Here is a 13,146-nt window from a genome sequence, read left to right as displayed (position 1 = left end):
TCAACTCCCGTTGGGGGTCGGGGCGGAGGTGGTGGCGAGGCTCAGCGAGTGCCGCACGACCGCGACCAGGACGTCGGTCACCGAGCGCGCCAGCCGTGCGTCGCAGTGCACGATCGGGACGTCCGGACGGAGCGCCAGCGCTTCGGCGATCTCCGCGGCGGTGTAGCGGTAGGCGCCGTCGAACTCGTTGACCGCGACGACGAACGGCAGGTCGCGGTCGAGGAAGTACTCGACGGCCGGGAAGCTGTCGGTGAGCCGGCGGGTGTCGATCAGGACCACCGCACCGACCGCGCCCAGCGACAACTCGTCCCACATGAACCAGAACCGGTCCTGGCCGGGCGTTCCCCAGAGGTACAGCTTGAGCTTGTGGGCGGGGAACGAGATCCGGCCGAAGTCCATCGCGACCGTGGTGGTCGCCTTCGCCTCGACGCCCTCCAGCCGGTCGAGGCGGGCGCTGGCCGTGGTGATCAGCGCCTCGGTGGTCACCGGCGTGATCTCGCTGACCGCGCGCACCAGCGTCGTCTTGCCGACGCCGAACCCACCGGCCACCAGGATCTTGAGCGGGACGAACGGGAACGGGTCGGGGTCACTGGCGTGGTCAGAGGTTCTCGAGTCCATCGAGCAGCTTCTCCAAGAGGCGTTCGCGGGTCGGTCCGTCCGCGACGGCGGGGGTCCGCATCCGCACGGCGCCCAGCCCGATGAGGTCGGAGATCAGGATCTTCGTCACCTGGACCGGCCGGCGCAGCGCCGCCGCGATCTCCGCGACCGTGCGCGGTTCGGCCGCGCACGCGTGCACCGCGTGCAGCTGCTCGGGCTCCAGGTGGTGGTCCGGCACCCTGCCGGTGGAACGGACGAGCGCCATCAAGTCGACCGGGACACTCGGCGCGGTCCGCCCGCCGGTCACCGCGTACGGACGCACCGCCTCCGTGTCGTCGTCGACCCACGCTCTGTTCCCGGGCCACGGACCGCCGCCCGGACCAGTCGGTCCCGCGCCGTGGTCAGCCCGCGAAGTCATCGATGCGGTGGCTGCCCACGCGGCTGGCGGTGGCGAAGTAGTCCCCCACCCGGCGCGCGAGCAGCGTCATCTCGTACCCGACGATGCCGGCGTCGGCCTGCGGTGCGGCCAGCACCGCCAGCAGCGTGTTGCGTCCGGCCGCGGCGACGAAGAACAGGAGGTTGTCCAGTTCCGCCACCACCTGCCGCACCACGCCGCCGGCGAAGTGAGCACCGACGCCGAGGGCCAAGCTGTGGAAGCCGGAGGTGATCGCCGCCAGCCGCTCGTTGTCCGCGATCGGGAGACCGCTGTTGGAGAAGGTGGAGATGCCGTCGATGCTGACGGCGATCACCGTGTGGACGTCGGGGGTGTCGCGTTTGAACTCGTCGAGCACCCAGGTCAGGTTGGGCGTCGCGGGGGTCGGATACATGTCGCTCATCGCCGGTTAACTCTCTCTGGACGAACAGGCGGCGCCGGTCAGGTGGGAGGCGGCGGCGCCGGGGGCTCTTGTGCGTCGGCTCGTTCGCGTCCGCGCTGGTAGGAGGCGAACAGGCCGGGGTTGTGCGCGCCCGGCTCGGGACCGTCGGCCCGGCTGGGGTCTCGGAAATCGGGATTCCGGAGTTCGGAGTTCCGGAGTTCGGGCGCCATGTGCTGACCGTCCCGCCGGGGCAGCGGCGGCCGCGCCGGGTCGGCCGGACGGTCGACGACGGGAGGCTCGCCGACCGGCGCACCGCCCGCCGTCGCCGGGCCGCGGGCCGGCGACGGCCGGTCGCGTCCCGCCTCGGTCATCGCAGCGCGGCTGAGCTCGGCCAGCCGCTGCCGGTCCTGCGGGGAGAGATTGGACGTGCTGGGCGGACGCGCGTGGGTCTCGACGGCGAGTGGGGTCTCCACGGCGAGCGAGGTCTCCGTGGCCGCCGCCACGGCGGCCACCGCGATGGGTGCCGGCGGCAGTGCCGACGGGCCCAAGTCCGTGCGACGCAGCGGCTCCTCGCTGAGCAGCTTCGCCGGGAGGACCACCAACGCGCGGTTCCCGCCACGCTCGTTGCGTTCCAGCCGGACCCGGATCGCGTAGCGACGAGCGATCGCCGCGACCACGATCAGCCCGATCCGGCCGTCCTTGAGCTGCTCCCCCACGTCCAGCCGCTCGGGCGCCGTGAGCAGCTGGTTCATGCGCTGGCGCAGCTCCGCGGACATCACCAGGCCGAGGTCGTCGATCTCGATCGACAGCCCGTCGGGCACCAGGTCGACCTGGATCTGGACCTTCGAGTCCGGCGGCGAGAACACGGTCGCGTTCTCCACCAGCTCGGCGATCAGGTGGATGACCTCGGTGACCGCGTGCCCGACGATCGTGCCCTGCACCGGCCGCAGCACCTTCACCCGGCCGTAGTGCTCGATCTCGGCGATCGCCTGACGGAGCACCGTGTAGACCGGCACCGGCCTGCGGATCTGCCGTGCGGTCGCGCCGCCGAGCACCGCGATGCTCTCGGCTTGGCGCCGAGCGCGGGTCACCAGGTGGTCGAGCTGGAACAGCGCGTTGAGCAGGTCCGGGTCCTCGACCTGGCTCTCCAGCGCGTCGAGTTCCTTGATCGCCCGGTGGATGAGCGGCTGCAGACGCCGCGCGAGCGTGATCAGCACACCGACCGGCTGATGGGACGCGGTCAGCGACGCCACCCCGAACGACGTCCGGATCAGCTGCTGGACGCCGTCCCGCAGCTCGGTCAGCGGCGCCGGCCAGCCGTCGGCGGAGAGCGCGGGCGGCTGCGGTTCCGGGCTGTCGCCGCCGCGGATCTCGTCGGCGACCCGGGTCAGCTCCTGGACCGACGCGGCGAGCGCGGCGTTGACCTGCGCGACCGCGATCGCCGTCGCGCGCTGGTGCTCGTCCAGCGCCGCCCGGACCGCGTTGTCCCGCCACTGTGCCTGGTGGGCGGCGCGCTCGGCGTTCGTTCTGGCCGCGCGCTCGGTGGTGAGTTGCACGCCGACCTCGCGGACCGCGGCGTTCACGGCGAGCACCGCGCCCAGCAGTACCGCCAGCCAGCCGGCCGCCGCACCGACCGCCGTCCAGATCGACGGGCCGACGAACGCGGTGGTGACCGCGACCGCGACGCCGATGGCCGCGGCCAGGACCAACGCGGTGACGACGACGAGCAGCAGCCGGGGCCGGATGCTCGGTGGCGCACTCGGTGGCGCACTCGGCAGCGGGCCCGGATCGGTGCCCGCCGGGAGAGGGCCCACGGAGACCGGACTCGCCGAGACGGGATGGGCCGAGACGGGGTTCGCCGGAGAGGGGTCAAACATCGGCGTCCAGCTTTCCGAGGAAGGCCAGGACGAAGTCGACCTGGCTCAGCGTCAGGAGGCGGCTGCGCGGGCGCAGCATGTCGACGAGTCCGTACTCACTCAGCTCCCGGCAGCGCCGGGTCACCCAGGACCAGTCGAGTTCCAGGTAGTCGGCGAGCGACCGCAGGCGGGCCGCGGGCGTCGCGCCGGCCGCGACGGTATGGGCGCGGGCGTGCCCGACGGCGTCCGCGTACTCGCGCAGCTGCGCCTTGCGATCGGTGACGTCCACGTGGCAGACGTCCGGCGTCCGCAGCCAGTTGGTGACGACCGCCCGCCGGCCCGGCACCAGCACGAACCCGTCCACCTGGGCGTACTCCGGCTCGGCGCACACCCAGGTCGGCACGGCGCACGACTCCAGCCAGGCGATCGCGAGGAACAGCAGCAGCCGCTCGAACACCGGACTGTCCTTGACCGCGGCGGCCGGCACGCAGAACGCACTACCGACGGACGCCCGGGAGTCCGCCAGCCGACCGCGCGCGGCGCCGACGACGTCGTGCTGGTGGCGGAAGAACAGCCAGGCCGCGGCCTCCTCGCCACGGCAGTCCCGGTTCCAGAGCGCGAGCGTGTCGACCATCTCCGGGAGCCGGTGAATCGTGTGCCGGGCACAGTGCCGCGAGCCGAGCCAGGCAGCCCCCACGGCGGAGAGACCGGGAAAGGCCGCCCTGGCGATCGCCGACAGCGGGCGCACGAGCTGGGTGTCCAGATCGGCCGCTCCGGTCCGCAGCGCGGCGTCGTCGGCCGACAGCCCGTCGTCGAGGTTGGTGAGCGCCCAGATCAGCCCGTAGGTGAGATCGTCCAGCCGGTACGCGGCCGGGATCGGCAGGACGTCGACCGGACGCTCGGCCTCGAGATGGCGCCGCACGTGGGCGGCGTCCCGCACGAACAGCCCGGTGCCGTGGCCCGCGCCGAGCGACGCGAGCACGAGCGCCCGGCGCAGCGGCCGCACGAACGTCCGGAGGTGCGGGTAGTCGTCGGGCCCGATGCCGACCAGGTCGTCCGGCAGCGCGGTCGCTTCGTAGGCCTGCGCCGCGACCGACGTGCCGTCGAAGAGGCCGAGCCCCTCCATCCGCCACGACCCGTCCACGCCGGCCGCCGGGCACGCCGGGCTGAGCAGCGAGTTCCCCCAGCGGGCGTCCAGCGCCAGCGCCGCCGCCCTGGTCGCCAGGCCGAGCGGCCTCGGCAGGACGACGTCGTGGCTGGGCGCCGGGCGGAACAGCAGCTCGGTCTCGACGCCGAGCATCTCCTCCAGGACGACGCCGGCCAGGCTGCGTGGGTCACGCTCACCGGACAGCCAGCGCTTGAACGTCGCCTGGGAGATGCTCATCGGGACCGCAGCCGTCCGCTCGGCGACCCGCCGGGCGGCATCGGAGAACTGCATCTCGAACACCGGCCAGCTCGCCCAGCCGCGCTGTTCCAGCACAGCTCGGAGCAGGGTGCGCTCAGCCATCGCCCGCGCCCCGCTTCCGCAGGGCACGCAGCGACGGACGTCGTCGACTCAATCTGCCCCTTCGAGGTCGCGACGGTCAGAGGGCGGGCACGCGTGTAGCGGGGCATGCTCGTGGAGCTGGGACGCGCGGCGTCGGCACCGACCGTGCCATCCACCACAGTGGAATATACGGAAAACGCAAGGGCGCGCATACGTACTGTTCAGTAGCTCTGGTCACATCGCCCCGCGCCGTTACGGTCAGCGATCAGACGACCGCGCGGCGCGCCGAGGCCTCGCAGCGCGGGGCCCGCTGGAGGGCCGGTCCGACGTGCCGGTGAAGCTATGGACTGTTCGGCGACGAGTAGGGACGGCGAGGGGAGCGGAACCGGTGGAGTCCTGGACCGAGCACGTGATCTGGTGGCACGTCTACCCGCTCGGCTTCCTCGGCGCCGAGCGGACCGCGCTGCCGGACGGGGCGAGCGGGCCGGACGGGGCCGTGCCGCCGTCGCGCCTGCGTCGGCTCGAGCCGTGGCTGGACTACCTGCGTGACCTCGGCTGCAACGGGCTGGCACTGGGGCCGGTGTTCCGGTCGGCGTCGCACGGCTACGACACCGTGGACTACTACGCGGTCGACCCGCGCCTGGGCACCACCGACGATCTGCGCTGGCTGTTCGACGCCTGTCGGCAGCGCGGCGTCCACGTGCTCCTGGACGGTGTGTTCAACCACGTCGGCCGCGACCACGCGGCGTTCCAGGACGTGCTCGCGCACGGACGCCGCTCGCCCTACGCCTCGTGGTTCCGGATCGACTGGGACGCCGAGGGGCCGGACGGTTTCGGTTACGAGACGTTCGAGGGGCACGCACACCTGGTCGCGTTGAACCACCGGGAGCCGGCCGTCGCCGAGCTGGTGCGCGGCGTGCTGCGGCACTGGCTGGACGCCGGAGCCGCGGGCTGGCGCCTGGACGCGGCGTACGCGGTGCCGCCGGAGTTCTGGCGAGCGACCGTCGAGCCGGTGCGCAGCGAGTATCCGGATGCCTGGTTCGTCGGGGAGATGATCCACGGGGACTACACCGGTTACGTCACGGCTGGCGGTCTGGACTCGGTCACGCAGTACGAGCTGTGGAAGGCCACCTGGAGCGCGCTGGCCGACCGGAACTTCTTCGAGCTGGCCTGGGCGATCGATCGCCATCTCGAGTTCGCGGCCGTTTTCCCGCCGCAGACGTTCCTCGGCAACCACGACGTCACCCGGCTGGCCGACCAGGTGGGCGACGACCGCCACCTCGGCCACGCGATCGCGGTGCTCGCCACGATGCCCGGCATCCCGAGCGTCTACGCGGGCGACGAGCAGGCGTTCCGGGGGCGGAAGGAGAACCGGGCCGGCGGGGACGACGCGGTCCGTCCGGCGTTCCCGGCGCTCCCGGACGAGCTGGCTCCGTACGGGTGGCCGGTCTACCGGCTCCACCAGGAGCTGCTCGGGCTGCGTCGGCGGCACGCGTGGCTGGTTCGAGGCGTCCCGACGATCGGCACGATCACGAACACCACGCTGACCTACCGGGTCGACGGGCCCGACGACGCCCATCTGCTGGTCGCCCTCAACATCGGCGACGACCCGCTGACCGTCGACGCTCCCGGATACCAGGTCGCGGCCGGTACGTCGTCGCCCGAGACGCCGTCAGCCGGTGTCACCGTCCCACCGCACGGCTTCGCCGTCCTGGCCCCGGGGACATAGGCGCCCGCTCAGCGGACGCCCTGGGCCGCGCGCCAGGCCGCGGCGTCGGGGTCGGGANCGGCGACGACCCGCTGACCGTCGACGCTCCCGGATACCAGGTCGCGGCCGGTACGTCGTCGCCCGAGACGCCGTCAGCCGGTGTCACCGTCCCACCGCACGGCTTCGCCGTCCTGGCCCCGGGGACATAGGCGCCCGCTCAGCGGACGCCCTGGGCCGCGCGCCAGGCCGCGGCGTCGGGGTCGGGACGGCGGGCGCTCGCGCTGGGCCAGGCGTCCGCCGCTGCGTGCGTACGCGTCGCCGCTGTCCGGTCCGGCGTCGACGCGTTCGGCGTCGCCAGGTCCTGGTCGTCGCCGAGGGCGACGGCCATGCAGGCGGCGACGATCCCGCTCAGAACGATGGCCGACGGCACGGCCATGTTGCCGGTCACTCCGTAGACGCCGACCGCCACGACCACCGAGACGATCACCACGAGCGCAGCCTTCATCCATCGCATACCTTGACCGTGCCCGGGACCGGCCCGCACCGAAACGATCCTGCACGGACCCTGAGTCAACCCGTAAGTCGCCTTCAGGACTCTCGCAGGAACCATCACCGAACGCGCCCAGTACCTCACTCCATGCCGTTACCGGACACCGAGTCCAACGGGAGCTGCGACGGCATCGGCTTCGGCTGCACACCGAACCCCGAGGAAGTACCCGTCCTTCGACGTCCCGCCGCGCATCAGCAGGCAGCGGACACCGTCCTCACCGCTCATGTCGCACGTACTCCACGCCGAGGCGTTCGAGCAGCGGGCGCAGCCGGTACCGGTCCAGCCCCAGCTCACCGGCGGCGAGCGCGGCGCGGGTGGCGTCCTCGGTGGCCTCGCGGGCCCGGGAGGCCTCGACCACGTCGTCGACCGCCTCTCGGGCCACCACGACGACGCCGTCGTCGTCCGCGACCAGCGCGTCCCCGGGGTGCACGAGCACCCCGCCGACCGCGACCGGGACGTTGACCGCACCGGCGGTCGCCTTCACCGTGCCCTGCGCGCTCACCGCCGCCGACCAGACCGGAAACGGCGGTGCTTTGAGTGCCCGCAGCGCCGCGACGTCCCGGACGCCGGTGGTGAGCACCGCACCCCGCACCCCGCGGCTGCGCAGGGAGGTGGCGAGCAGCTCGCCGAACAGCCCGTCCCGGCACGGCGAGGTGGTGGTGACGAGCAGGACGTCGCCCGGGCCGCACTGCTCGACCGCCGCGTGGATCATCAGGTTGTCACCCGGCCAGCAAACCGCCGTGACCACCGCACCGGCGATCCGCGCCCCGGGCACCCGGGCGACCAGGTCCGGCCCCAGGTAGCCGGTGCGCCCCTGGGCCTCGTGCACGGTGGCCACCCCGAAGCCGGCGAGCGCGTCCACGCTCGCGGCCGCCGGGCGAGGCACGTCGGTGACGACGACGGTCCTCACGAGAGCTCCGTCGTCACTTGCGGGTAGTACCGCATGTACGCCTCGGCCTTGGTGTCGCTGGTCAGTCCGAGGTTCGGCCCGGCGTTGCGCGTGAGCTGGACGCCGCGGCGGGTGGCCAGGTCGGTGTAGTACGACCACATGTGCTGCTGGGCGGGTAAGCAGCGCATCGCCTTCTGCTTGGTCTCGAAGACCGGCGTGATGTCGAGCAGCACCTGCGGGACGAACCCGCACTGCTCGGGCTGGTGCGGCTCGAAGAAGAACACCGGCGGGGCCCCGAGCGGGTCGCCGGGCGCCGGGTACCCGATCGCCTGGGCCAGCACCCGCGCTTCCAGCGCCATCCGGGCGGCGACCGGGTGATCGCCGTTGTACGGGTCCTCCAGCGGGTGCGTGAGGACGACGGTCGGCTGCAGCTCGCGGTAGAGGTGGACGAGCCGGTCGACGATCGCGTCCGCCGGGCGAAGCGGGTAGTCACCGGCGTCGAGGAACTCGACCCGCGCGCCGAGCGCGTCCGCCGCCGCGGTGGCCTCGTCGCGCCGGATCGCCTTGATCTCCTCCAGCGAGTGGCCCGCGCGCCAGGCCTGCGCGGACTCGCCGCGCTCCCCGTAGGTGAGGCAGACGACGGTAGCGGTCCCGCCCCGGGAGGTGGTCAGCGCGATCGCACCGCTGGCGCGCCAGACGAAGTCACCGGCGTGCGCGCTGACGACCAACAGCGACTCGGACACGGACTACCTCCCGGCTTCGGACGGTCACGACGGTGCAAGTACGCCCGGGGACAGGTTGTGCACGATACTGTTAACAATCTTGTCAGCGTGCGTGGATGTCAAGGGAGACGGCCTAGCATGAGCCGGACCCATTTCGAACCGCCGGAGACCGACACGTGACGTCGCCTGAATCGGAGCCCGTGCCGCTCGCGCCGGTGGACGCCGACCGCACCTCCGCGCCCGCCGACGCCGACCGGGTGGCCGACGGGATCCGGGCCGCGATCCTCGCCGGCGACCTCGTCCCCGATCAGCGACTGGTCGAGGCGGAGCTGTCCGAGCGGTACCGGGCCAGCCGGGGCGCGGTCCGCACCGCGCTGCTGACGCTCGCGCATGAAGGGCTGGTCGAGCGCATCGCGAACCGGGGCGCCCGGGTCCGTGCGGTCAGCCTCGCCGAGGCGATCGACATCACCGAGGTACGGATGGTCGTCGAAGGGCTCTGCGCGGCGAAGGCCGCCGAGCGGGTCACTGACGCCCAGATCGCCGAGCTACGCGCGATCGCCGACGCGATGCGGACCGCGGTCGCCACCGGCGAGGTGCTGACGTACTCGCAGCTCAACGAGCAGCTGCACGGCCTGATCCGGGAGATCGCCGCCCAGCCGGTCGCTGCCGAGGTGCTGTCGCGGCTGCGGGCGCAGAACGTCCGCCACCAGTTCCGGCTGGCGCTGCGTCCCGGACGGCCGCAGGTGTCGCTGCCCGAACACCTGGCGATCATCGACGAGATTTGTGCCCGCAGCCCCGGCGGTGCCGAGCGGGCGATCCGGCGGCACCTCCAGAGCGTCATCGACGCGCTGCGAACCGCCGGTCCTCACTGACCCGCGTCACGCCGTCCGCAGCGCGGCCAGGATCTCGGCGCGGACCGCGGCGGCGTGCTCGACGAGGGAGAAGTGTCCGCCCGGGAGCGTGGTGAGGTCGAACGGCCCGGTGGTCACCGTGCGCCAGTCGGCGACCTGCTCCGGCGGCGCGGCCGGGTCGGAGGCGCCGGCCAGTGCCCGCACCGGAACCTCCAGCGGCGGCTCCGCGGGCGTCGGCGTGTAGGTCCGGAGCAGCCGCAGGTCGCCGCCCATCACATCGACGACCATCTCCCGCAGGTCCGGGTCGTCCAGGACCGCGGACGCGGTGCCACCGAGCCGCCGGATGGCCGCGAGCACGTCCGCGTCCGACATGTCCAGGACGACGCCCGAGCGGTGCCAGCGCGGCGCCGGCTGCCCGGAGACGACCAGCGCCCGCACCGGCACCCGGCGGGCCACCTCGTAGGCGACCGAGGCGCCCATGCTGTGCCCGAACACCGCGACCGGCCCCGGCGGCAACGCCGCGACCACCGCGTCCACCAGGGCGCCCATCGTCTCCGGCATCGGCTCGGCGATGCGGTTCTCCCGGCCGGGGTATTGGACCAGCAGCACCTCGACGCCCGGGTCGAGGTCGGCCAGCCAGCGGTAGAAGCTCGCGCTACCGCCTGCGTGCGGGAAGCAGACCAGCCGGACGGTGGCGTCGGGGCGCGGCAACGGCCGCCGGAACCAGGTGAGCATCGCCCGGAACCCTAGCGGGTCGGCCCCGTGGACCGGCCGGGTCAGTCGCGGGTGGTGCGCCCGGCGACCTGGTCGGATACCCGGGCGCCACGCACGGACTGCGCGCTCGCCGCCGACCGGCTCGGCTCCTCGTCGCTCTCCGCCTCCGCGTCCGTCATGGCGGGGTCGCCGTACGACTGCTCGACGTGCGCCTCGCCGCTCTTCGTCCGCTCGGGGTGGGTGTGGGTCTCGTGCAGGGCACTGTCGTGCTCGGCCGCGCCGATCGCGGCGGCGACGTCCGGACCGCTGCGCTCGTGCACGGCCGGATCCTGCGGGGTCTCGCTCATCACCACGCTCCTCTCCGGACGCTCTGCGCCCTCACCGAACGCGGTACCCACTCGCCGTCCGATGTAGGCGAACCGATCCCGCGGCGAAGCACCGGTGAGGCGGACCCGACCGGGGACGACCCGGCCGGGATAATGCGGAGGTGGCGAAAGAACTCGACATTGACGAATGGGCGGCCGAGGTCGGACTGCCCGAGGGCCAGCCGCGCCGGATCACGGTGCACGGCAGCCCGGTCCTGCACCGGCCCTGCCAGGAGGTCACGGCCTTCGACGATCGGCTCAAGCAGCTCGTCGCCGACATGCTGGAGAGCATGGATGCCGCCGAGGGCGTCGGGCTCGCCGCCAACCAGATCGGCGTGGACGCCCGGGTGTTCGTCTACGACTGCCCGGACGACACGGGTTTCTACCACGTCGGGGCGATCGTCAACCCGGTGCTGCTCCCCCCGGAGCCCGACGTCGAACTCGACAAGGACGAGGAAGGCTGCCTTTCGGTGCCGCTGGAGTTCGCGCCGCTCGCCCGGCCTGCGACCGCCTCGGTGACCGGCCAGGACCTGGAGGGACGGCCGATCCGGGTGGACGGTACGGGGCTGTTCGCCCGGTGCCTCCAGCACGAGACCGATCACGTCAACGGCATCGTCTACGTCGACAAGCTCGGCCCGGACGAGCGGGAGGCCGTGCTCGCGGCGAACGCGGTGCGGATCGCCGCCGGCACCGCGCCCACGTGGTCGGAGGGCACGCCCCGCACGACCTAGGCCCGCAGAAATGTGGCCGGTTATCGACGTATCGGACGCCGATACGTCGATGACGCCCCAGATTTCTGGGGCCACGCGAACGTCGCGGTCGCGCTGCCCGGGGTGACCTCGGTGAAGCCCGCGTCGTGCACCACGGGGCCGCCGGCCCGCACCGCCGCGTCCCACTGTCCGCGGGACGCCACCCGCACCGCGAGCGGGAAGCCGCCCGCCGCCCAGTCCGCGGCGACGGCCGGGTCCAGCGACCACAGGCCCAGCTGCGCCGCGTGCCCGGCCTGGGCCATCGCCTTGCCCGCGCTCATCCGCACGTCCGGCGCGAGCAGCACCAACGGCGTCCCCGGTGGCGGCTCCGGGATCGCCGGATCGTCCAGCTCGATGCCGCTCACCTGGAGCCGCGCCAGGTCCCGCGGCCACGCGTCGAGCAGGACCGGCGGGTAGACCCGCACCTGGGCCGAGCCGGAGGTCACGGTCAGGCCGGGCAGCTCCGTGGCGCGCCGCCACTCCGCGCCGCGGGCCCGCCGGACGACCTTCCGGATCCGGTTGCCCCGCCAGGCCTCGACCGCGGCCCGCCACTCCGGCTCGTCGGTCGTCACCATCAGCAGCACGGCCCGTGCGGCCGCCTCCAGCGCGTCGGTGCGGGTCGGCGGCTCGGTGCGCTCCACCCGGACGACCAGCGGCAGCACCCGCTCCGGGGGCAAGTCCTCGGCATCCACGCCGTCACTCTATTTCGCGTCCGTGGTGAGCAGCCGCAGCACCGCGGACTCCACTGCGGGCTGGGCGGTCAGCGCGTTCGCGTCGCCCTTCCCGAGCCGGTCGAGCGTCGACCGGATCGAGCGTCCGTGCTCGTACGCGGTGACGATGCGCGGGTCGACGTAGGACGCCTTGGCGACCGCAGGCGTGTTGCCGAGGTACTCGGCGACGTCCTCCAGCGCGGCCCGCACCACCTTCTCGCGCGCCCGCTGGGCGTCCGGTGGGTCGCCGGCCAGCGCCAGTTCGACCGCCATCAGCACGGTGGCGTGCCAGGTGCGGAAGTCCTTCGCGGTGATCGTCACCCCGGCGTTGTCGCGCAGGTAATCGTTGATGTCCGAGCTCTTGACGTCGTACCACCGCCCACCGCTGCGGTAGGCGAGCAGGTCGTCCTCGTCGTCCTGGTGCCTGCGCAGCGCGAGCACCACGTTCCGGACCGCGTCGTCGCGGACCTCGATCGTGCGCTGGATCCCGCTCTTGGCCGGGTAGCAGAACAGGATCGCGCCCCGGTGCAGCGAGACGTGCTTCTTCCGGATCGTGGCCAGCCCAAAACTACCGTTCTCCTCCGTGTAGACCTCACCGCCGATCCGGAACAGTCCGAGTTCGAGCAGCCGGACGCCGGCCGCGAGCACCCGCTCCCGGTCCAGCGCCCGGTGCTCGAGGTGCCGGGCGACGGTCTTCCGCAGCTTCGGGAGCCGCCGGGCCACCTCCAGGACGCGGTCGTGCTTCTCGGCGTCCCGCTTCTCCCGCCACACGTCGTGGTACCGGTACTGCCTGCGGCCGGCGTCGTCGGTGCCGACGGCCTGGATGTGGCCGTTCGGATACGGGGCGATCCAGACGTCCCGCCAGGCCGGGGGGATCGCGAGCGCCTTGATCCGCGCGATCGCCTCCGGGTCGCGCAGCGAGGAGCCGTCGGTGTCGAAGTAGCGGAAGCCCTTGCCGGAGCGCCGGCGCGTGTAGCCGGGCCGGGAGAGATCGCTGCGTCGTAGCCGCACTGAGTTCTTTTCGACCGGCGTCCGCTGAGTTCGCTTCGCCTTCGCGGAGGCCGGGGGTTGAAAAGAATTCACTGTCATGCGGGCCCGGATACCCGAATTTCCCGCGGCTAGTACGCGTAACAT

At 72.9% G+C, this 13,146-nt stretch carries 15 protein-coding genes; 3 read left to right on the top strand and 12 right to left on the bottom strand.

The features are described from left to right. The 5 genes from ABEB28_RS22935 to ABEB28_RS22915 form a co-directional block, all read right to left on the bottom strand. Positions 1-618, bottom strand: a complete 618-nt coding sequence (locus ABEB28_RS22935) for a GTP-binding protein (protein ID WP_345730233.1) — start codon at positions 616-618, stop codon at positions 1-3. Beyond that, positions 599-919, bottom strand: a complete 321-nt coding sequence (locus ABEB28_RS22930; protein WP_345730232.1) for a DUF742 domain-containing protein — start codon at positions 917-919, stop codon at positions 599-601. Before ABEB28_RS22930 ends, ABEB28_RS22935 begins: the two co-directional genes overlap by 20 nt. A gap of 79 nt (positions 920-998) precedes the next feature. Then, positions 999-1,433 carry a roadblock/LC7 domain-containing protein gene (locus tag ABEB28_RS22925; protein ID WP_345730231.1) on the bottom strand — a complete coding sequence of 145 codons (435 nt, stop codon included), beginning with the start codon at positions 1,431-1,433 and terminating at the stop codon, positions 999-1,001. A 38-nt stretch (positions 1,434-1,471) separates the two neighbouring features. After that, complete coding sequence (locus ABEB28_RS22920) at positions 1,472-3,226, bottom strand: sensor histidine kinase (protein ID WP_345730230.1); 1,755 nt, start codon at positions 3,224-3,226, stop codon at positions 1,472-1,474. 55 nt (positions 3,227-3,281) lie between these two features. After that, positions 3,282-4,775 carry a hypothetical protein gene (locus ABEB28_RS22915; protein WP_345730229.1) on the bottom strand — a complete coding sequence of 498 codons (1,494 nt, stop codon included), beginning with the start codon at positions 4,773-4,775 and terminating at the stop codon, positions 3,282-3,284. Positions 4,776-5,142: 367 nt separating this feature from the next. On the opposite strand from ABEB28_RS22915, the gene ABEB28_RS22910 reads away from it, so the two are divergent. Then, the gene (locus ABEB28_RS22910) at positions 5,143-6,483 is read left to right on the top strand and encodes an alpha-amylase family glycosyl hydrolase (protein ID WP_345730228.1); all 1,341 of its coding nucleotides are present in this window, start codon (positions 5,143-5,145) and stop codon (positions 6,481-6,483) included. A gap of 196 nt (positions 6,484-6,679) precedes the next feature. Here ABEB28_RS22910 and ABEB28_RS22905 read toward each other — a convergent pair whose 3' ends face one another. The 3 genes from ABEB28_RS22905 to ABEB28_RS22895 all read right to left on the bottom strand — a co-directional run bounded on the left by ABEB28_RS22905 (position 6,680) and on the right by ABEB28_RS22895 (position 8,644). After that, the gene (locus ABEB28_RS22905; RefSeq protein ID WP_345730227.1) at positions 6,680-6,967 is read right to left on the bottom strand and encodes a hypothetical protein; all 288 of its coding nucleotides are present in this window, start codon (positions 6,965-6,967) and stop codon (positions 6,680-6,682) included. A 259-nt stretch (positions 6,968-7,226) separates the two neighbouring features. After that, positions 7,227-7,922, bottom strand: a complete 696-nt coding sequence (locus tag ABEB28_RS22900) for a 4-carboxy-4-hydroxy-2-oxoadipate aldolase/oxaloacetate decarboxylase (RefSeq protein ID WP_345730226.1) — start codon at positions 7,920-7,922, stop codon at positions 7,227-7,229. Next, positions 7,919-8,644: a PIG-L deacetylase family protein gene (locus ABEB28_RS22895; protein WP_345730225.1), complete on the bottom strand. Its 726-nt coding sequence runs from the start codon at positions 8,642-8,644 to the stop codon at positions 7,919-7,921. Before ABEB28_RS22895 ends, ABEB28_RS22900 begins: the two co-directional genes overlap by 4 nt. A 194-nt stretch (positions 8,645-8,838) precedes the next feature. Here ABEB28_RS22895 and ABEB28_RS22890 point away from each other — a divergent pair, with 194 nt between their 5' ends. After that, positions 8,839-9,495: a GntR family transcriptional regulator gene (locus ABEB28_RS22890; RefSeq protein WP_376980521.1), complete on the top strand. Its 657-nt coding sequence runs from the start codon at positions 8,839-8,841 to the stop codon at positions 9,493-9,495. 6 nt (positions 9,496-9,501) lie between these two features. Here the strand turns inward: ABEB28_RS22890 and ABEB28_RS22885 are convergent, their stop codons facing one another. Both ABEB28_RS22885 and ABEB28_RS22880 read right to left on the bottom strand, forming a co-directional pair. After that, the gene (locus tag ABEB28_RS22885) at positions 9,502-10,209 is read right to left on the bottom strand and encodes a thioesterase II family protein (protein WP_345730224.1); all 708 of its coding nucleotides are present in this window, start codon (positions 10,207-10,209) and stop codon (positions 9,502-9,504) included. Positions 10,210-10,250: 41 nt separating this feature from the next. Next, entirely contained in the window at positions 10,251-10,535 is a 285-nt protein-coding gene (locus tag ABEB28_RS22880; protein WP_345730223.1) for a hypothetical protein, read from the bottom strand. 140 nt (positions 10,536-10,675) lie between these two features. Here ABEB28_RS22880 and def point away from each other — a divergent pair, with 140 nt between their 5' ends. After that, positions 10,676-11,284: a peptide deformylase gene (def, locus tag ABEB28_RS22875; protein WP_376980509.1), complete on the top strand. Its 609-nt coding sequence runs from the start codon at positions 10,676-10,678 to the stop codon at positions 11,282-11,284. A gap of 20 nt (positions 11,285-11,304) precedes the next feature. Here def and ABEB28_RS22870 read toward each other — a convergent pair whose 3' ends face one another. Together ABEB28_RS22870 and ABEB28_RS22865 are read right to left on the bottom strand one after the other, a co-directional pair. Further along, positions 11,305-11,994 (bottom strand): peptidyl-tRNA hydrolase, encoded by a 690-nt coding sequence (locus ABEB28_RS22870; RefSeq protein WP_345730222.1) that lies wholly within the window; start codon positions 11,992-11,994, stop codon positions 11,305-11,307. 9 nt (positions 11,995-12,003) lie between these two features. Next, on the bottom strand, positions 12,004-13,023 hold the full coding sequence (locus tag ABEB28_RS22865) for a DNA topoisomerase IB (protein ID WP_345730221.1): 1,020 nt from the start codon (positions 13,021-13,023) through the stop codon (positions 12,004-12,006). Between the last annotated feature and the right edge of the window lie 123 nt (positions 13,024-13,146).

This window comes from Cryptosporangium minutisporangium, assembly GCF_039536245.1.
GTDB lineage: Bacteria > Actinomycetota > Actinomycetes > Mycobacteriales > Cryptosporangiaceae > Cryptosporangium > Cryptosporangium minutisporangium.
The sequence above is the reverse complement of the archived record's forward strand: the minus strand, read 5'-3'. Positions and strand labels throughout refer to the sequence as shown.

Coding starts and splice junctions, on each gene's coding strand:
- ABEB28_RS22885 (WP_345730224.1), bottom strand. CDS start 10,209: ATGCTCACCTGGTTCCGGCGGCCGTTGCCGCGCCCCGACGCCACCGTC.
- ABEB28_RS22880 (WP_345730223.1), bottom strand. CDS start 10,535: ATGAGCGAGACCCCGCAGGATCCGGCCGTGCACGAGCGCAGCGGTCCG.
- ABEB28_RS22935 (WP_345730233.1), bottom strand. CDS start 618: ATGGACTCGAGAACCTCTGACCACGCCAGTGACCCCGACCCGTTCCCG.
- ABEB28_RS22905 (WP_345730227.1), bottom strand. CDS start 6,967: ATGAAGGCTGCGCTCGTGGTGATCGTCTCGGTGGTCGTGGCGGTCGGC.
- ABEB28_RS22925 (WP_345730231.1), bottom strand. CDS start 1,433: ATGAGCGACATGTATCCGACCCCCGCGACGCCCAACCTGACCTGGGTG.
- ABEB28_RS22915 (WP_345730229.1), bottom strand. CDS start 4,775: ATGGCTGAGCGCACCCTGCTCCGAGCTGTGCTGGAACAGCGCGGCTGG.